15 protein-coding genes, 1 tRNA gene and 1 other RNA gene are annotated in these 19004 nt (G+C 59.9%); 8 read left to right on the plus strand and 9 right to left on the minus strand.

Annotated features, from left to right (window positions below):
- Positions 1-590: PAS domain-containing protein (locus NW857_RS05040; RefSeq protein WP_414368162.1), on the minus strand; the 590-nt coding region annotated here is incomplete at its 3' end.
- An 813-nt stretch (positions 591-1403) separates the two neighbouring features.
- Here NW857_RS05040 and NW857_RS05045 point away from each other — a divergent pair.
- Positions 1404-3410 (plus strand): primary-amine oxidase, encoded by a 2007-nt coding sequence (locus tag NW857_RS05045; protein WP_414368164.1) that lies wholly within the window; start codon positions 1404-1406, stop codon positions 3408-3410.
- A gap of 104 nt (positions 3411-3514) precedes the next feature.
- Here the strand turns inward: NW857_RS05045 and ssrA are convergent.
- Positions 3515-3916, minus strand: a transfer-messenger RNA (tmRNA) gene (gene ssrA, locus NW857_RS05050).
- Between the two features lie 100 nt (positions 3917-4016).
- Here ssrA and NW857_RS05055 point away from each other — a divergent pair.
- Positions 4017-4088: transfer RNA gene (locus NW857_RS05055), tRNA-Lys, on the plus strand.
- A gap of 107 nt (positions 4089-4195) precedes the next feature.
- On the opposite strand, the gene NW857_RS05060 is transcribed toward NW857_RS05055, so the two are convergent.
- The gene (locus NW857_RS05060; RefSeq protein ID WP_414334924.1) at positions 4196-4678 is read right to left on the minus strand and encodes a pyridoxamine 5'-phosphate oxidase family protein; all 483 of its coding nucleotides are present in this window, start codon (positions 4676-4678) and stop codon (positions 4196-4198) included.
- Between the two features lie 126 nt (positions 4679-4804).
- Here NW857_RS05060 and ilvA point away from each other — a divergent pair, with 126 nt between their 5' ends.
- Complete coding sequence (gene ilvA, locus NW857_RS05065; RefSeq protein ID WP_414334923.1) at positions 4805-6316, plus strand: threonine ammonia-lyase, biosynthetic; 1512 nt, start codon at positions 4805-4807, stop codon at positions 6314-6316.
- 113 nt (positions 6317-6429) lie between these two features.
- The gene (locus NW857_RS05070; RefSeq protein ID WP_414334922.1) at positions 6430-6651 is read left to right on the plus strand and encodes a high light inducible protein; all 222 of its coding nucleotides are present in this window, start codon (positions 6430-6432) and stop codon (positions 6649-6651) included.
- Positions 6652-6964: 313 nt separating this feature from the next.
- On the opposite strand, the gene NW857_RS05075 is transcribed toward NW857_RS05070, so the two are convergent.
- Positions 6965-8983, minus strand: a complete 2019-nt coding sequence (locus NW857_RS05075; RefSeq protein ID WP_414335143.1) for a CHASE2 domain-containing protein — start codon at positions 8981-8983, stop codon at positions 6965-6967.
- A 171-nt stretch (positions 8984-9154) separates the two neighbouring features.
- Positions 9155-11293 carry a polyribonucleotide nucleotidyltransferase gene (locus NW857_RS05080; RefSeq protein WP_414335142.1) on the minus strand — a complete coding sequence of 713 codons (2139 nt, stop codon included), beginning with the start codon at positions 11291-11293 and terminating at the stop codon, positions 9155-9157.
- 271 nt (positions 11294-11564) lie between these two features.
- Here NW857_RS05080 and NW857_RS05085 point away from each other — a divergent pair, with 271 nt between their 5' ends.
- Positions 11565-12488, plus strand: coding sequence for an arylamine N-acetyltransferase family protein (locus tag NW857_RS05085; RefSeq protein ID WP_414349040.1), 924 nt, complete (start codon positions 11565-11567; stop codon positions 12486-12488).
- A 45-nt stretch (positions 12489-12533) separates the two neighbouring features.
- The gene (locus NW857_RS05090; protein WP_414335140.1) at positions 12534-14174 is read left to right on the plus strand and encodes a 2-isopropylmalate synthase; all 1641 of its coding nucleotides are present in this window, start codon (positions 12534-12536) and stop codon (positions 14172-14174) included.
- An 85-nt stretch (positions 14175-14259) separates the two neighbouring features.
- Here the strand turns inward: NW857_RS05090 and NW857_RS05095 are convergent, their stop codons facing one another.
- The 4 genes from NW857_RS05095 to NW857_RS05110 form a co-directional block, all read right to left on the minus strand.
- Positions 14260-15288, minus strand: coding sequence for an ABC transporter ATP-binding protein (locus NW857_RS05095; RefSeq protein ID WP_414335139.1), 1029 nt, complete (start codon positions 15286-15288; stop codon positions 14260-14262).
- Positions 15289-15417: 129 nt separating this feature from the next.
- Complete coding sequence (locus NW857_RS05100; protein ID WP_011433055.1) at positions 15418-15621, minus strand: phycobilisome linker polypeptide; 204 nt, start codon at positions 15619-15621, stop codon at positions 15418-15420.
- 167 nt (positions 15622-15788) lie between these two features.
- Positions 15789-16274 (minus strand): allophycocyanin subunit beta, encoded by a 486-nt coding sequence (gene apcB, locus NW857_RS05105; RefSeq protein WP_414335138.1) that lies wholly within the window; start codon positions 16272-16274, stop codon positions 15789-15791.
- A 60-nt stretch (positions 16275-16334) separates the two neighbouring features.
- Positions 16335-16820, minus strand: a complete 486-nt coding sequence (locus NW857_RS05110) for an allophycocyanin (RefSeq protein ID WP_414331342.1) — start codon at positions 16818-16820, stop codon at positions 16335-16337.
- A gap of 336 nt (positions 16821-17156) precedes the next feature.
- Here NW857_RS05110 and hslO point away from each other — a divergent pair, with 336 nt between their 5' ends.
- Positions 17157-18047, plus strand: coding sequence for an Hsp33 family molecular chaperone HslO (hslO, locus tag NW857_RS05115; protein ID WP_414335144.1), 891 nt, complete (start codon positions 17157-17159; stop codon positions 18045-18047).
- A 49-nt stretch (positions 18048-18096) separates the two neighbouring features.
- The coding region (locus tag NW857_RS05120; RefSeq protein WP_414368166.1) for a glycosyltransferase family 2 protein at positions 18097-19004 on the plus strand (908 nt) is incomplete at its 3' end.

Genomic DNA, 19004 nt, shown 5'->3' on the forward strand with positions numbered 1-19004 from the left:
GGCAGATATTGGTAAAGGGTAACCCGCGCTGCCTGCAAAACCTGGCCTACTTCCTGCACCGCTACCTCAAAGAGGGCGGGTAGATCCAAAGAGGTGCTGATGGCTTGAATGAGCCGGTTAAACAGTTTTTCCCGCTGCACCTGTTGCTGCAGCCTCAGCTCGGCTTGCTTGCGCTCGGTGATGTCCAAGGTTACCCCCACGATATGGCTGGGATCCCCTTCCGGCCCCAGGAGCACGATCCCCTGGGAGAGGTGCCAGCGCACCTGCCCGTCTGCGAGGTGGGCGCGGTACTCGACGGCAAAGTTGGGATCCCCCTCCAATGCTCTAGGCCCCGCCAACTGGAGAGCTTCCTTCACCCTTTGGCGATCTTCGGGGTGAACGCTCTCGAAAAACATCTCCAGAGTGAACTCCTCGCCGGGATCCCGTCCGTACTTGGCCTTGCACTGAGGGGAACTGCTCAGCTCCCCGCTGCGCAGATCCAGTTGCCAGTAGCCCAGTTGGATGGCCTCCAGAGCCAAAAAGAGATGCTCTGGATAAAAGCCGCCGTCTTCTGGCCGCACCGGCACCAGGCGGTGTTGAGCTGAAGCCATCTCCCCCACCAAAACGGTTGGTTGTTCCACCAGCGCTACCTCATTGTGGACGATCCTCATACAGATCTGAGAGATCCCCTTGCCAGAAATCCTTAGCTTTAAGCATGATTTTAGTACTCTGCTCAAAGATGTGTTAGCCAATACAAGATCTTTACTTCACGCTTTCAGATCCGGAGAGCCGACTCTTGCCCGCAGCTTGTGGCCGAGGGGGCAGCCTCTGCTATAGTAATGGGCAGTTGCGCCTTGGATCCCAACACTGGGGATCCCCCTAGCAGGTGGGGTTAGGGCAAGCCGAAATGAGTTCGCGTTGAGAAGAGAGCAGTGCTGCATCAAGCTCCTTCCTTGCGGCTGCGCCCTCAGCCTGTGTGAAGCGTTGATTCTTTTTTATGCTGCCCTATGCCACGTTTGGCCTAAAAAAATTGCTGCTGATTTTGAGCGGGGATCTTTTCCCTCGGAAGCCTATAGTTAGTTTCTGGCGATTGTTCGATATTTTTCGGTTTGCGGTAACGCGGCTGCTCAAGGTGCCGCTGCCCTCTTCCTTTGGTTAGCGGGCAGAGACAACCCAACGGATGGGGATAACCTCAGGTTGGGCTAGCTGGCGAAGGTGAGGTTGTCCCCAAGAACGGATTCTTTGAGCCTATCCTCTTGCCGGCCAAGGTCGCCAAAGTTGCTTGTGGCAACGGCCAGGTTGTCCTGTACGGGCTGATGGCTAGCTTAGAGCGCCTGGGGTGGCAGGCAAGGGGATCCCTGCGGCATTTTTCAACGGATCGTCACCCAGCCAATTCACTTTCTGTAGAATTCAAGGTTATTTCTGTGATTTGTGAACTTCCTCGCAGTCCTCAGCCTGCTCTGCAGGAGCAGGAGCGATCGCTTTCTGCCACAACCGCGGCTGTCCGGCCCGAATGGCCAAGCCACCCCCTGGATCCCTTGAATGGCGAAGAAATCCGGCAAGTGGTCAAAATCCTGCGTCAGGAGCGCCCTCTTGCTTCCCGCTGCCGCTTTGTCACCATCCAACTGCAGGAGCCGGAGCGGCCCTGGATGGAAGCTTGGCAACCGGGCCAACCCTGGGATCGGCAGGCGTTTGTGGTGCTGTTGGATCCCGCCGAGGGCAGCACCTACGAGGCGGTGGTCTCCCTCTCCCGGCAGCAGGTGTGCTCTTGGCAGCTCGTCCCCGGCGTGCAGCCGCCCCTTTTGGACGATGAGGTCTACGCCTGTGACCGCTTGCTCAAGGAGGATCCCCAATTTCTGGCCGCCCTGCAGCGGCGGGGCATTGCCGATGTGGAGCGGGTGATGGTGGACTACTGGACGGTGGGCTACTTTGGGATCCCGGAAGAAGAGGGGCGGCGGCTGGTGCGGGGTCTGTGTTTCCTGCGCACTTCCCCTTACGACAATGGCTATGCCCGTCCCCTCGAAGGCCTCTACCCCTGGATTGACCTCAACCAAATGCAGGTGATCAAGGTGGAGGATCGCGGCCCCTGGCCTCTGCCCCCGGAAGATGGCAATTTTGACGAGATCTTCTTCAAAGAGTTTCGCCGAGATTTGAAGCCTTTGGAAATTACTCAGCCCCAAGGGGTGAGCTTCCAAGTAGAAGGCCACCACATCCGCTGGCAGAAGTGGGATCTGCGCATCAGCTTTAACCCCCGCGAGGGGCTGGTGCTGCATCAGGTGAGCTATGAGGATCAGGGCCGCCTTCGCCCCATCCTCTATCGGGCTTCGGTAGCCGAGATGGTGGTGCCCTACGGGGATCCACGGGATCCCCACTGTCGCAAGAACGCCTTTGACGTGGGGGAATACGGCATCGGCATGCAGGCCAATTCCCTGCGCCTGGGCTGCGACTGCCTGGGGGAGATCTACTACTTCGATGCCTGGCTGCCCAGCAACAGCGGTGAGCCCATGCTCCTCAAAAACGCCATCTGCATGCACGAGGAGGACTTTGGCGTGCTCTGGAAGCACACCGACTGGCGCACGGAGCGAGCTCAGGTGCGGCGCTCGCGGCGGCTGGTGCTCTCTTTCTTTACCACCATCGGCAACTACGACTACGGCTTTTTCTGGTACTTCTACCAGGACGGCACGCTGGAGTTCGAGGCCAAGCTCACCGGCATCATCAACACCTGCGCCACCCTGCCGGGGGAGGAACCGGAGTTTGGCGTCTTGGTAGCGCCCCAATTGTCTGGCCTCAACCACCAGCACTTTTTTACCGTGCGCCTGGACATGGCGGTGGATGGGCCGGGCAACTCCCTCTACGAAGTCCACGCCGAGCCGCTGCCCTTGGGGCCGGATAACCCCTACGGCAACGCCTTCCGCGCCCGCTCCACCTTGTTGAGCACTGAGCAGGAAGCCAAGCAAACGGTGGATCCCTTGCGGGGGCGCTACTGGAAGATTGTCAACCCCAACCGCCACAACCGCCTGGGGCAGCCGGTGGCCTACAAGTTGCTCCCAGGAGAGAATGTCCGGTTCCTGGCCCACCCCGACTCCTGGCTGTATCGACGGGCAGGGTATTTGGCCCACCACCTCTGGGCCACGCCCTATCATCCTGGCGAAAAGTTCCCGGCGGGGGACTACCCCAACCAACACCCCGGTGGGGAAGGGCTGGTGAAATGGACACAAGCCAACCGATCCCTAGAAAATACCCGCCTAGTGCTCTGGTACAGCTTTGGCTGTAACCACTTCCCCCGCACCGAAGACTGGCCGGTGATGCCGGTTAGCTACATTGGCTTTCTGCTCAAGCCGCTGGGCTTCTTTGAGTGCAACCCGGCTTTGGATGTGCCCCCTCCGCCGCCGAAAACCAAAAGCTGCTGCAGCACCAGCCATTCCCACTAGCTGCAGTGAGCGCCAGGCCCCACCTTGGCATGGCGTTGGATCTTGCCGGACTTTCATGGACGCCCAAAAGCCCTCCAGCAACCTTCTGGGCCTAGGGCACCTGAGGATGGAGCTGACGGGAGTCGAACCCGTGTCCGAGATGGGTACTAAGGGATCACTCATTCACAGGCTTAGCCTCTTTGACCCTCGAGGCGGGGATCGCCGTTTGGATCCCGGCGATGGGATTTCTCCGCCTAATCTTGGTCTCTCCCTCGACGGAGCCAGAGCAGAGAGCTGCACCCGTTGGGGTTGTGATCCGCCCACTTAACGGGGTCGTGAGCAGATCCTCGAGCTCAGAGTCAGTTTTCGGTTACTGAGCCTTAGGCAGCCAGAGCAGCTGCTTTACGAGCAAAGGGTACGACGTTGTTCGCACGTACTGGTTTGAGCCTGGTGATAACGGGATAAGCTCAATCCCGACCTGTATCATGAACCCATGTTCGCCACCCCGTCGAAACCGTTACAGCCCCAGGGTTGGTCTAAGTTCAGCATAGCAAGATTTTTAGGGATACGGCCAGAACCTTTGCTAGTGTGACAGAAGTTTTGCTAGTATGACAAAGCTGCAAACTTGGGTCGGTAGCTCAGCGGTAGAGCACTCGGCTTTTAACCGATTGGCCCAGGGTTCGAATCCCTGCCGACCCATGTCTTCGGTCACTTGCAAGTAGCAGCGCGACCTGGAAACTGGCGCGGCAACGGTTTATTCGCCCTCCCTGTCGTCGGTTGCCGGTCGGAAGGCCATGTTCTTGCGCCTAGGTGCGGCCGAGATGCTCCAGTTGATCCAGGTTGGGGCCGCTCAGCCGGAAGGCTTGGCCAAACCCCTGAATAAAGCTGCCGCCGGTGGGGGTGATCTGGCAGAAGTGAAAATCCGCCAGGCCCAGGATCATCTCGGCAATCTCGTACTTGGCACGATAAAGGGCCTCAAACCCCCAGGCTTGGGCCTCCGCGCGGCTGAGGAACCGGGCTTCTCCGCTCACCATCACCCGCGGCAAAGCGTGGTTGCTGCGGGGATCCACCGGCGTGGGCGGCTCGTGGATGAGCAAGCTGGCGCGGGGATCCGCCCGCAAAGCCTGGGTGTGGGAAGAAAGATCGCTAATGACAATGGCAAAACGCAAGGGATCCCGTTGCACCACAAAGGGCACCAGCGACACTGCCGGGGATCCCTGCTCCAGCACCCCCAAGCAGGCCACCGGCTGGCTCTCCAACAGCGCCTTCAACTTTTCCTGCGCCGACATCGCTTCTTCTCCCATGGCCTTTGTTATTATGCCCAAGCCCCCCTTGCTGGAGAAGGGATGGATCCCTGGGATAATAGCTCTTAGCCCGCCGGGAGCGACCGTTTTCGACCCTATCGATACATCCCGATGGATTGTGATTATCTCGTTCAGATCCTTACAGCTCGCGTTTACGACGTGGCCCAAGAAACCCCCCTGGAGCCGGCTTTTAACCTCTCCCGCCGCCTGAACAACCCGGTCTGGCTGAAACGGGAAGACATGCAGCCGGTTTTCTCCTTCAAGCTGCGCGGGGCTTACAACAAGATGGCCCACTTGCCCCCGGAGCAACTGGCGCAAGGGGTGATCGCGGCCTCCGCAGGCAACCACGCCCAAGGAGTGGCCCTGGCAGCACAGCGGCTGGGCACTCGGGCCATCATCGTCATGCCCGTCACCACCCCTCAAGTGAAGGTGGATGCCGTGCGGGCGCGGGGCGCAGAAGTGGTCTTGTACGGAGATACCTTTGACGATGCCTACGCTCACGCGCGGCAACTGGAAGCCGAGAAAGGTTTGACCTTCATCCATCCATTCGACGATCCCCTGGTGATCGCCGGCCAGGGTACCATCGGCATGGAAATCCTGCGCCAGTACCAACAGCCCATCCACGCCATCTTCGTCGCTGTTGGCGGGGGCGGCCTGATCGCGGGCATTGCCGCCTACGTTAAGCGCTTGCGCCCCGAAATCAAGATCATCGGTGTAGAACCGGTGGACTCCGATGCCATGTACCGGTCTCTCCAGGCAGGCCGGCGGGTGCGCCTATCCCAAGTAGGTCTGTTTGCCGATGGAGTGGCAGTGCGGGAAGTGGGGGAAGAGACCTTCCGCCTCTGTCAGCAGTACGTGGACGAGATCCTCCTGGTGACTACCGACGACACCTGTGCCGCCATCAAGGATGTCTTTGAAGATACCCGCTCCATTTTGGAGCCTGCCGGAGCTCTGGCCATTGCCGGCCTCAAAGCCTATGTGAGCCGCACCGGCATCCAAGGACAGACTTTGCTGGCGGTCGCTTGTGGGGCGAACATGAACTTCGACCGCCTGCGCTTTGTGGCCGAACGGGCCGAAATCGGCGAACAGCGGGAAGCCATTTTTGCCGTCACCATTCCGGAACGACGCGGCAGCCTGCGCCGGTTCTGTGCCCACATTGGCCAGCGCAACCTCACCGAGTTTAACTACCGCATCGCCGACGAGCAAGAAGCCCATATCTTTGTCGGGCTGCAGGTGCGGGATCGGGCCGATGCCCAAGCGGTGGCTCTGGATCTGGAGCGGGCCGGCTTCAAGACCTTGGATCTCACCGACGATGAGCTGGCCAAGTTGCACCTGCGCCACATGGTGGGCGGGCGCTCTCTGCTGGCGGAAAATGAGCTGCTCTACCGCTTCGAGTTCCCCGAACGGCCCGGAGCTTTGCTGAAGTTCTTGTCTTGCATGAGCCCCAATTGGAACATCAGCCTGTTTCACTACCGCAACAACGGCGCCGACTACGGTCGCGTTCTCATCGGCATGCAGGTGCCCACCTGCGAAATGCCCGAGTGGCAGCGTTTTCTGGATACGTTGAGCTATCGCTACTGGGACGAGAGCCACAACCCCGCCTACAAGTTGTTCCTCGCCTAGTCGGCCTTTGTCGGGAAGCTCAGGGTGCCGGGCATCCACAAAGTCGTAAACAAAACTTTACAATCCTATGCAAAACGAGCTAAACTAGGTAAGGAAGAAACAAGGAGAACCCTATGAGCCGATATCGCTCCGTCGTTGTTGAAGAAGGCGGCCGCCTAAACAATTATGCTATCGAGCCGGAAATGTATGTGGACACCACTCCGCGGGTGGGCTTTACCGAGTATGCAGAGCGACTGAACGGGCGTTTGGCGATGATCGGCTTTGTTGCCCTGATCCTGTTTGAATCTCTGTCCGGCTCTACCCTGATCGGCTGGTTGCAATCCCTAGGGCAGTAGGGCAGGAGAGCTATTCTTTGCCTGAACAAGCCCCTTGCTAGTTGAGTCTAGCGCTGAGCTGGCCTAGCAACCCTGGCCCCTGGCCAGGGTCTTTTTTTCTACTTGCAGGCGAGATCTCTGAGGTTGCAGTCATTGTCAAATAGCAATGAAACGTTTCTCTACGTCGTTATTGTTCCGCAACGCTGTCGCGCAGGTACCGCTCTAACTCCCCTCTCCCTCTGGGAGAGGGGCTGGGGGTGAGGGTGCCTCTGGGAGAGGGGCTGGGGGTGGTCGCGTGAGCGGCGCGGAGCGCTTGGGCTGGCGGCAAAGTGTCTTAATCTTGTTTAAAACGACTATAAAGGCTGGGCATTTCCCAGTGCAGCTCGACGTGGGTATGGCCTTCTGGGGTCTGGGTGCGGTGCCAGGATCCCTTGGGTAGATAGCGGGCGATGGTATTCATGGCCTTGCTGCCGTAGCCGCCACCAGGGCTGGGAGCGTATTCAACGCCGTCATTGACTACCGATAGGCAACAATGTCGCTCCGTTTGTGCCAGCGACACCCTGACGAAAGAAGCACTGCCTTTGGGGGGCTGTACGTGGGCGATGACATTGCCGATGGCCTCGCGCAAAAAACGCAAGATGTCCTCCCGTTGGTCGAACCACTCGCTGGTGTTGGGCTCCTGCAGAGGTTGCAGGTGGCGCTCTACGGACAAGGTCAGGCTGCCCGTCTGAATCAGCTCGTCCAGATAGGTGTCGATGCCCCGGTGCAAGCCTTCCCGCAAGCTGGGGGAGATATGCAGCTTGGTGGCCAGGGTGCGCACGTCGTTGAGCTGCTCGCGAATGCCCCGCCCGATCCTCTCCAGTTGTTCCAGCAGGCGATCGTAGATGGCGGGGTCAGAGTCTTTCCCCTGCTGCTGTTGCCATTGCAGGCTCTCCAGGTCGTCCATCACCACCTTCAGCTCCTGCAGCTCGCGATCGTGAATGTCGGTGGCTACTCGGTAGAGCAGCTTGCGGGCCTGGTCGACGGCGGCCTCCTGTTCGGCTCGGCGCAAGCGCTCCAATTCTTGTTGTTGAGCCAAAAGCCGCTCCTGGTTCTCCACAATGACCAGAGTGAGCAGCAGGCTCACCCCTGTTAACCCACTGGCCAAGGCCGGCAAAACGAAAGGCCAAACCCAACGCCACAGCAGAAACTGGGCCACAGCCCACCCTTCGTAAACGGCCAGCCCCACCAGGGGCCGCAGGAGAAACCCCTGTTGTTGCCAGTCCCAATGGTTCAGTCGCAGGGAGGGGCGATAAAGTACCAAGAGCAGTCCCGTCCCTGCTCCCAGCAGCAAGACCACCCCGCCTGCCAGCCCTGACGGCAGGGAGTGGTACACGTCTCCGGTGAGCAGGCTGGACAAGATTTGCGCCTGCAGCTCCACTGCCGCAATCTGGGATCCATCCGCCGTTCGCACCGGGAAGGTCTCTGGGTAGCCGCCCACAAAGCCCACCAGGACAATTTTGTCCCGCAATTGGTCGGCAACTTTGGGGTTGAGGGGAGGGATCCCTTCCTGGCCGCGGCAGGCTTGGCCGGGGCTGAGCGTCGGGGAGCCGGATCCCGTCTGGGGGATCACCGGCGGACAGATCTGCTCGATGGGAATGATGGGGATGCTGTGCTGGGATCCGAGGGGGTTGAATTGAACTGGCTGCAAACCCCGCTGGCGAAACCAGCGGCTGGCCCGCTCCGGGTCGTACTTGGCAAAAGCCAGCGCTTCCACAGAGGCAAACATCTGCTCCTCTTGGCTGTCGCGGCGCAGGTAGAGCCCTCGCAACTGGGCCTGGCGCAGGATCCCGGCCCCATCGACTTGGTATTGCACCACCCCTTGCACGTGCTCTGGCGGCACCAAATACTCCAGTCGCAAGGACGAAAAGGGCAAGAAGTGGTTGTAGATGTTGATCTCGGCCCGGCCAAAGCTCTCGCTGCTTCGGGTGGCCAAAACCAAGCGATCCGGGTAGCGCTGCACCACCTGCCGCAAGGGGGCATCCAGGTTTTCGTTGCCCAGGTTTTGGGGCACCACAAAGCTGCTGGGCAGGTTCAGCACCACCACCCTGGCCTCGGCCTCTTCCAGCAGGCGCAAGGTCAGGCCGGCGTAGTTCGCCCGTTCCAGGAGAAAGTCAACATTGTGCTGGCCATCACCATTTTCTCCCTGCCCATCGATGCGGCCATCGATGCCGACGATCACCACTTTTGGAGAAGGTTGCTGAGGGCCGCGGTGGGCGTAGAGCCATTCCTGGGAGTCGCTCTCCAGCCGCAGCAACAACGGATGCTGGGCAGAAAGGTTGAGCAGGGTGGCCCACCCCAAGCCCCAAGCCAAGGCCCAACCCAGCCTCCGCCGCGAGGGCGACGGCCGAGCTTGAGAAACAGGATCTTGAGCCGTGAGAAAGTCAGGAGCGAACGGCACTGCAGACGCGAGCAAGCAAGAGGGAGCTTTCTCTGCCATTCTGGCTGTCGAGGGGATCCCAGTTGCTGGGGGGAAACCGCAGCTTCAGGGGTGATGGTTGCGCACCCGCGCGGCTTCCTCAGGGCTGATGCCAAGACGGGTGAGGTTGATGCGGCCTTTGTGATCGATGCTGCGCACCTTGACCACCACCTCATCCTCCACAGCAACCTCATCTTCTACCCGGGTGACGCGGTACTCCGCCAGTTGCGAAATGTGGATCATGCCTTCTTTGCCCGGCAAGAACTCCACAAAGGCGCCGATGGGGATGATGCGGGTCACCTTGCCCAGGTACACCTGCCCCTCTTCCACCCGCCGCACCAGGTTTTCGATCATCGCCCGCGCCGCTTCCGCCTGGCTGCCCACCGAGGAGGACACGGTGATCGTGCCATCGTCGCTGATGTCCACCTTGGCACCTGTCGCTTCCGTGATGCCGCGCACCGTCTTGCCACCAGGGCCGATGATCTTGCCGATATCCTCGGGATCCACCTTGAACGTGAGCAGACGGGGGGCTGTTTTGGCCAACTGGGGTCGAGGGGCAGGGATGACCTCCAGCATCTTGTCGAGGATAAACTCCCGCCCGGCCTTGGCCTGCTGGATGGCTTTCTCCACCACATCCACGGTGATGCCGGTGATTTTCATGTCCATCTGCAAAGCGGTGATCCCGGCCCGTGTGCCGGCCACCTTGAAGTCCATGTCGCCCAGAAAGTCCTCGATGCCCTGGATGTCGGTGAGGATGCGCACCTCATCCCCCTCTTTGATCAGGCCCATGGCTACCCCGCTGACTGGCGCTTTGATCGGCACCCCCGCGTCCATCAGGGACAGAGTAGAGCCGCAGACGGATCCCATTGAGGTAGAGCCGTTGGAAGAAAGCACCTCCGACACCACCCGCACCACATAGGGAAACTCCTCTTCCCTGGGCAGCACCGGCACCAAGGCCCGCTCGGCCAGCGCCCCATGGCCGATCTCCCGTCGTCCCGGCGAGCGCGAGGGCCGCGTTTCCCCCACCGAAAAGCCCGGAAAATTGTAGTGGTGCATATAGCGCTTTTCATCCACCGGGTGCAAGTCGTCCAGCTCCTGGGCATCGCCGGGAGTGCCGAGGGTGGTGATGGAAAGGACTTGGGTGAGGCCGCGGTTGAACAGAGCGCTGCCGTGCACCCGCGGGATCAAACCCACCCGGCAAGAGACCGGTCGCACCTCGTCCAGCTTGCGCCCATCCACCCGCACCCCCTCCCGCAGGATCTGCTGGCGCATCAGCTTCTTGGTGAGGGCCTTAAACTGATTGTCCAATTCTTTGGGGTTTTCCAGCAGATAAAGCCGCAAGGGATCCCCCTCTGGCCGCGCTTGGATTTGGGCCTCTAGCTTAGCCTTGATCGCCTCCAGTTGCTGCTCGCGGCTGGTCTTGTCCAGGAACTGCCTGAGGATAGAGCGAATGCCCTCCTGAGCCTGCTCTGCCACAAAGGCAACCAGCTCCTCATTGACAGGGGGAGGGGGCAGCTCTACAGGAGTGATGTTGAGATCTGCGAAGACTTGCTGTTGGGCCTTGAGCAGCTCTTGAATGGCCTCAAAACCAAACTCGATGGCCTCCACTATGTCCTTCTCCGGCAGTTGGTTGGCCCCCGCTTCCACCATGATCACGCCATCGGCACAGCCGGCCACCACCAGATCCAGGTCGCCGGCCTCAATTTCGGCATAGGTGGGGTTAAGGATAAATTCATCCTTGACCAAGCCCACCCGCACTGCCGCCACCGGTCCGTTGAAGGGGATGCGAGCGCCGTGAATCGCCAACGAGGCTCCCAAAATGCAGAGCACATCGGGCGGCACTGCATCGTCCACCGAGAGGGTGGTGGCCACCACCTGCACGTCGTCCCGCAGCCATTCCGGGAACAACGGACGAATGGGTCGGTCTATGAGACGAGAGATCAGAGTGGCCCGTTCCGGTGGCCGACCTTCCCGCCGCAAGTATCCCCCCGGGATCCGTCCGGCGGCGTAGAGGCGCTCTTCATAATCGACCAACAGGGGCATGAAATCGACACCAGGCCGCCCCGCCTGCCGGGTGGCTGTGACCAGAATCGAAGTTTCGCCCGAAGTCAGCCAGACCCCACACCCTGCCTGGGGAGCCATCAGCCCGATATTGATGTCAATTTCCCGCCCGTAAAAGGAAATCGACCGAGTGTATTCTGCCATGTAACGCTTCGCCTTCTTTTTTTCTTGACGTTATCGTAGCATTCTCCCTTTATTCTTCCTGTTCAGCCCCTGCTGACCGGCGGTATCAATACGACTTCATCTTCTGCCGATAGGGGGGTGTCGGCGGCTACAAAATCGAGGCTGAGAGCGAAAAAATTGCCCGTCTTGCAGCAGGGGTAAAACTGTTCTTCTGGCTCTGGTCGGGGAGCTGCGGTAAGGCTAGGGTAGGCCAGATGCTCGCTTGCCGCCAACCCAACGGGTTCCCGTGCTGATGCTAGAGCCGCTGACGCCTGCCCAAATCAGGGCCTACCTGGAGCGCATTGGCTACGTCGGCCCCACCCAGCCCACCCCGCAAACCCTACGCCAAATCCACCTGGCCCACCTGCTGCGGGTGCCGTTTGAAAATCTGGATATTCACTGGGGTCGCCCCATTCGCCTGGAGCGGGATTTCTTGTTCCAAAAAATCGTCCGCGAGCGGCGGGGCGGCTTTTGCTTTGAACTGAACAGCCTGCTGGCCGCTGCTCTGCAGGGGATGGGGTTTTCGGTCCATCTGCTCTCGGGACAGGTGAGCCGGGCCGTTCACGCTACTCGGACTGATGGCTGCTTTGGCCCCGAATGCGACCATCTGGCCCTGCAGGTGAGCTGCGGCGATGAAACATGGCTGGCAGATGTGGGCTATGGAGATGCCTTTCGGGAGCCGTTGCGGTTGGGGGATCCCAGCATCCAAGCCCAGGCGGAAGGGCGCTACCGCCTCACCCCCTGGCCCGCAGCTCCCGCACGCTACTGGCTGGTTCAACAGGAACGACCGGATCGCACCTGGAAAACCCTCTTCCTGCTGGATCGGATCCCGCGCCAACTGCAGGAGTTCGAGCCCATGTGCCGCTTCCACCAAACGTCGCCGGCATCCAGGTTTACCCGCCTGCGCCTGTGCAGCCTGGCCACCCCCAGCGGACGGATCACCCTCACCGCCCGCGCCGATGGCTCCCTCTTTAAATGGATCGAGACCACCCCAGAAGGCCGCCGGGAACGCCCCCTCAAGGACGAGAAAGAATACGAACACCTGCTGGCTTGCGCCTTCGGGATCCGCCTGCCGCCGGGGATCCCAGGAGAAAAATTGCAAGACCCAAGCCAACCGGCATTCCAACAGAGACCACCCCAATCTCCCCCCAGCAGGGTCAGAACCCCTGCCAACTAATGTCAGAATAAAGGTTGGCAATGTTTCGTTATCCCAGTAACCGTTATGGATGCTGCCGCGGTCGCTGCATTTGATGGCCAAGCCCTCGATCACGTGCTCATTTTCGACACCACCCTGCGCGACGGGGAGCAGTGCCCCGGCGCCACCCTCAACACCGAAGAAAAGCTGGCCATTGCCCGGCAACTGGCCCGGCTGGGAGTGGACATCATCGAAGCGGGGTTTGCCTATGCCAGCCCTGGCGATTTCGAGGCGGTGCAGAAGGTGGCCGAACAGGTGGGCACCCCCGATGGCCCTGTGATTTGCAGCCTGGCCCGCGCCCTCAAGCCGGATATTGAGGCAGCCGCCGAAGCCCTCAAGCCTGCCGCCAAGCCGCGCATTCACACCTTCATCTCCACCTCCGACATTCACCTCAAGTACCAGTTGCGCAAGACCCGCGCCGAAGTGCTGCAAATTGCCGAAGAGATGGTGGCTTATGCCAAGTCCTTCGTGGAGGATGTGGAGTTTTCCATGATGGACGCCACCCGCTCCGATCCGGAGTTTCTGTACCAGGTGATCGAGGCAGCCATTCGGGCGGGAGCCAAAACCATCAACATCCCCGACACCGTCGGCTACGTCATGCCGGAGGAGTTCGGCCAACTGATCAAGGGCATCCGCGAGAACGTGCCCAACATCAAGCAAGCGATCCTTTCTGTGCACGGGCACGACGACTTGGGCGTCTCGGTGGCCAACTTCCTGGAAGCGATTAAGCAAGGCGCACGTCAGGTGGAAGTGACGGTCAACGGCATTGGCGAGCGGGCCGGCAACACGGCGCTGGAAGAATTGGTGATGGCCCTGCACGTGCGGCGCAGCTACTTCAACCCCTACTTCGGCCTGCCCGTAGACTCCGAGAAGCCCCTCACCCACATCAAAACGCAGGAGATCTACCGCACCTCCCGTCTGGTCTCCAACCTCACCGGCCTGCTGGTGCAGCCCAACAAGGCCATCGTCGGCTCCAACGCCTTTGCCCACGAATCGGGCATCCACCAGGACGGCATGCTCAAAAACCGCCAGACCTACGAGATCATGGACGCCCAGACCATCGGCCTGCAATCGAGCACCTTGGTGTTGGGCAAGCACTCGGGCCGTAATGCCTTCCGCACTCGCTTGAAAGAACTGGGGTTCGAGCTGTCGGAGCAGGATTTGAACAAAGCCTTCTTGCGCTTCAAAGAGCTGGCCGACAAGAAAAAAGAAATCTCCGATCTGGATCTGGAAGCAATTGTTAACGACGAAACTCGCTCGGTGCCCGAACTCTACCGTCTAGAGCATGTGCAAGTGGTGTGCGGCAACCGCGAGGCTCCCACCGCCACGGTGCGCCTGATCACTCCTGAGGGGGAAGAGCGGGTAGATGCGGCCGTAGGCACAGGCCCGGTGGATGCGGTGTACAAGGCCATCAACCGCATTGTCAACATCCCCAACAGGCTGATCGAGTTTTCCGTCCAATCGGTTACCGCCGGCATCGACGCCATCGGGGAAGTGACCATCCGCCTGCGCCACGAAGACCGCATCTTCTCCGGCCATGCCGCCAACACCGACATCATTGTCGCTTCGGCCCAAGCCTACATGAATGCCCTCAATAAGCTCTACTTTGCCCTGCACGCGGCGCGCTCTACCCCTGAACAGCGGGAGGCCGCTACTCAAAAAATCTGATGGGAGGGTGGCAATCCCGTATCCAGCCAAGCGGTTTGCGCGGCGAGACGGGATCCTTTATAGCCATCCAAGCAACTCAACACTGTTATGGGCTGGCCAAAGGGATCCCATCCGCAAACACCCGCCCGATCACTTCCTCGATGGGCGGATCTGTTATTGTTAGATCCAACACCTCCAGCTCCGCCAACAACTGGGCCACCGTCTGGGTAAGCTGCTCCCGCTGCACCCACAGCCGCGCCTCGCAGCCGTCGGGATCCCCCTCGCTGCGCACCTCCCCATAACGCTGCAGTTGGGCAACAGAGCAAGGACGGGCCAATTCCAACTTGACTTCTCGGTAGGGGGCAAAGCGCTCCAGCAGCGCCTCCAGGTCACCATCGTAGATGAGCCGCCCCGCGTTGATGACCAACACCCGTTGGCACAGCGCGGTGATATCGGCCATATAATGGCTGGTCAACAATACCGTCGCCCCGTAGCGGCGGTTGTAATCCCGCAAAAATTGCCGCACACTGACCTGGGCGTTGACATCCAACCCCAAGGTGGGCTCATCCAAAAACAAGATCTGCGGGCGGTGCACCAGGGCCGCCAACAGCTCCGCCTTCATCCGCTCCCCTAGGGAAAGCTTGCGCACCGGCTGCTTCAGCTTGCCTGCCAAGTTGAGCAGCTCCGCCAGCTCCCCCACCCGTTCGCGAAACTCCTTCTCCGGGATCTCGTAAACGGCGGCGTTAATCCGCAGAGAGTCTATCGCCGGCAGATCCCAGATGAGCTGCTGCTTCTGCCCCATCACCAGGGTGATCTGCCGCAAAAAAGATGGCTCGCGCCGGTAGGGCACGTGGCCGACCACCTGCAGCGTGCCCCCAGAAGGATAGATCAAGCCGGTCAACATCTTGAGGGTGGTGGTCTTGCCTGCTCCGTTCGGCCCCAAGAACCCCACCACCTCCCCCGGCTGAACCTGAAAGCTGATGGACTGCACTGCCGGGATGTAGCGGTAGGTGCGGCGAAAGAAGTGGCGCAGGGTGCCCACCACTCCCGGCTCCTTGATGGCCACCGGGTAAACCTTGCTCAGGTTGTAAGCAGCGATGATCGGTTCCAGCCGGGCCGGCACATGAGGCAACATCTATCCCTCCCATGAAACAACCAGATCCGCCACCCCAGCCCCAAGGGCACATCTTTTGGAGCTGGGCATACCGGATCTGGAGAGGGCTATTCTCAGTATCTGAGGGAAAGAAACAAAGGGATAGGGAAACTACAGCAGTCCTACGTCCATCCCAGGCTTGCCCGTGGCCAGCTCTACCTTCAGGATACGGCCACCCGATTTCTGGATGCGCTGCTGCTCCCGAAACCAGTTTTCGTAGGGCACCAGCTTTGTGAAGTAGGTGTTTTGCAGCTCCCGCTGGGTGCGAATCCGGGTTTGGCTGGGCACACAGGCCGTGATCTTAAACATGCGCATGATATGGGATCCCCGCTCAACAACGAAATGGGCCGTCTTGACCAGCAAAACAGGCGACCTACCTCAGAAAGCTCGCGTACCCCCATCAGCACACCAGATCCCTGCGGCAAGTCGCCCGTCGTGCTCGTTGGACAATGAACCTTACGCCGAAGCAATGGCGCTGGTAGCTAGCTCAGACCAGAGCAGATGTAATCGAAATACACACCCATTTCCTTGCCGGCATCAGCACCCACCAGAGCGGCCGTCACCTCTTTCATGGCTTGGATGGCCTGGATGGTGGCCCCAATGGGCACTCCCAGCGAATTGTAGGTCTCCTTGAGCCCGTTCAGCACCCGCTCATCGAGAATGGAGGGATCCCCGGCCAGCATGGCGTAGGTGGCGTAGCGCAGGTAGTAGTCCATGTCGCGAATGCAAGCGGCATAGCGACGGGTGGTGTACATGTTGCCACCGGGACGGGTGAGATCAGAGTACAGCAAGGCCTTGGCAGCCGCATCCTTGACGATGGTGGAGGCATTGGCCGCGATGGTGGCAGCCGCCCGCACCCGCAACTCGCCCGTGGCGAAGAAAGCTTTCAGCTTCTCCATGGCCGAGTTGTCCAGATACTTGCCTTGGACATCGTAGCTGTTGATCACAGCGGTAATCGCGTCTTGCATGATGAGCTTCCTATCAAGTCGGTGAACAGCAAACGGTTGTGCAGCAAAAACAATGAGGGACTAGCTCATTGCCCCCACCACAAAGTCGAAGTAGTAGCCGGCTTCAGCCGCATCGTCGGGAGAGAGCAGACCCATGGCCACCTGCTTCATTTGACGAATGCTCTCGGCCACCGCCGGAATGGGTGTGCCCAAAGAGTTGTACATCTCGCGGACACCCACCAGACCGATCTCTTCGATGGGGGTGACGTCGCCGGCAATGACACCGTAGGTGATCAGGCGCAGGTAGTAGTCCATATCCCGCAGGCAAGTCGCCGTCATCTCCTCTCCGTAAGCATTGCCACCTGGGGAGACGATGTCAGGGCGCTTCTGGAAGAGTTGGTCGGCAGCTTGTTTGACGATGCGCTCACGAGACTCGGTTAAGACTTGAGCAATGCGCAACCGCTTCTCACCCGAGGCAACAAAGGACTTGATTCGATCCAGTTCCCCCGGGCTGAGGTAGCGGGCCTCCGCGTCCGCGTTCACAATCGATTTCGTAACAACACTCATGGATATCCATCCTCAAGTCGATTTTTTAAAGAGTATGACGAGCATACCCGCAAGCTATTTTCCGATATGCTTGCCGTCTACCATCTCAGATCTTCACACTTCTTAAAGTCTCTCCCAGAAAAGGGACGGTCTCATGCCCACCCCAACAGGAGAGTGCTCTCCCCCAAGTCCGGCAAGAGAGGGGTTACAATCGAGGGTGAAAGTTAAGTCGCCAGGGGATCCCTGCAGGCTTGCTTTAGGACATGCGTTGAGGTTGCGATGACGGATGTCTCTGGGTCAGAACGATTGAAGCGAGCGAAAGGTTCTCAGGATCCTTCTGAGGCTGCTCCCTCATCTCTGCCGGATCACCTGATCCGGGCCACGGCGGCGGAGGGCAAGATTCGGGTGGTGGGCTTGGTGTCTACCCAGGCGGTGCAAGAGGCCCGGGAGCGGCACAAGCTTTCCTATGTGGCGACGGTGGCCCTGGGGCGGGCCATGAACGCAGCCCTGTTGCTGGCGGCCAACCTAAAGCGACGCCAGGCGCGGATTAACCTGCAACTGAAAGGGAATGGCCCCTTGGGCAACATCTGGGTGGATGCCGGCTTGGACGGCACGGTACGCGGCTATGTGAGCAACCCGGCCATCGAGCTTCCCCTCACCCCTGAGAGCAAGTTGGATGTGGGCCAAGCCGTTGGGCGCTATGGCTACCTCCATGTGCTGCGGGACTTGGGGTACGGCCAGCCTTACACCAGCGCGGTGGAGCTGGTTTCGGGAGAGGTGGGAGACGATATCAGCTACTACCTCTCCTCCTCAGAGCAGATCCCTTCGGCAGTCCTTTTGGGGGTCAACCTCGATTCGCAGCGGGTGCGGGCTGCCGGTGGAGTGTTGTTGCAACTGATGCCAGGGGCGCCGGCCAGCCTGATCCCGGAAATGGAAGCCCGTTTGGCCAAGGTGGAGGAATTTAGCCCGATGCTGGCTTGTGGTGGCGGTTTGCGGGAGCTGTTGCAAATTTGCTTGGGCGACTTGGATCTCAAGATCGCGCCGGAAATGCGCGCCATCCGCTTCTATTGCAAGTGCAATTCCGACCGGGTGAAGGGGGCGCTGCGCATGTTGGGGCGGGACGAGCTCATCGACATGATCCGTACCGACAAGGGAGCAGAGGCGGTTTGCCAGTTCTGCAACGAGGTCTACCGCATCTCGGAGGATGAGCTGCGCTCAATTGTGGCGGAGATGTCGGCAAACCCATAGCACCCCGTGATGGCAGAATAATCGCCAGGTACGGGATCCCTGCTCTTCTATGTCCTCTGAGACTGCTGCCCCTGAGCTCTCGGTTGTCATCCCCTGCAAAAATGAGGCGGAGAACCTGGATCACCTGTTCGAGCGCCTGCGCCTAACCTTGGATCCATTGGGGATCCCCTACGAGATCATCTGTGTCAACGACGGCAGCCAGGACGACACGCTGGAAAAGCTTATTGCCTTCCATCGCCAGGATCCCCGCATCAAGGTGGTGAACCTCTCCCGCTGTTTTGGCAAGGAAATTGCCCTTACCGCCGGCTTGGACTACGCTGCGGGCAGAGCCGTTGTCCCCATCGACGCCGACCTGCAGGATCCCCCAGAGCTGATCCCGGAAATGCTGCAGCAGTGGCGGCAGGGCTACCAGGTGGTGTACGCTGTGCGCCGCAGCCGCCAAGGGGAAAGCTGGCTAAAACGCTTCACCGCCAACGGGTTTTATTGGGTCATTGACCAGCTCAGCCAGGTGCGGATCCCGCGCAATACAGGAGATTTTCGGCTGTTGGATCGGCAGGTGGTAGACGCCATCAAGCAACTGCGGGAGCGCACTCGCTTTATGAAAGGGATCTTTGCCTGGGTAGGCTACCGGCAGGTGGCCATTTTTTACGACCGTGCCCCCCGTTTTCGCGGCAAAACCCAGTGGAACTACTGGCGGCTGTGGAACCTAGCCATAGAAGGCATCACCTCTTTTAGCTCTTGGCCCTTGCGGGTGTGGAGCTATCTGGGCTTGGCGATCTCGCTGGCGGCTCTGCTGTATGGCCTTTTCCTCGTCATTCGTACTTTGCTGTTTGGCTCCGACGTGCCCGGCTACGCCTCTTTGGCGGTGATGACCTTGTTTTTGGGCGGGATCCAGTTGATTAGCCTGGGCGTGATTGGAGAGTATCTGGGCCGCATTTTTGAAGAAGTGAAAGGCCG

Source organism: Synechococcus sp. H55.9, assembly GCF_047462355.1.
In the GTDB taxonomy this organism is placed as follows: Bacteria; Cyanobacteriota; Cyanobacteriia; order Thermostichales; family Thermostichaceae; genus Thermostichus.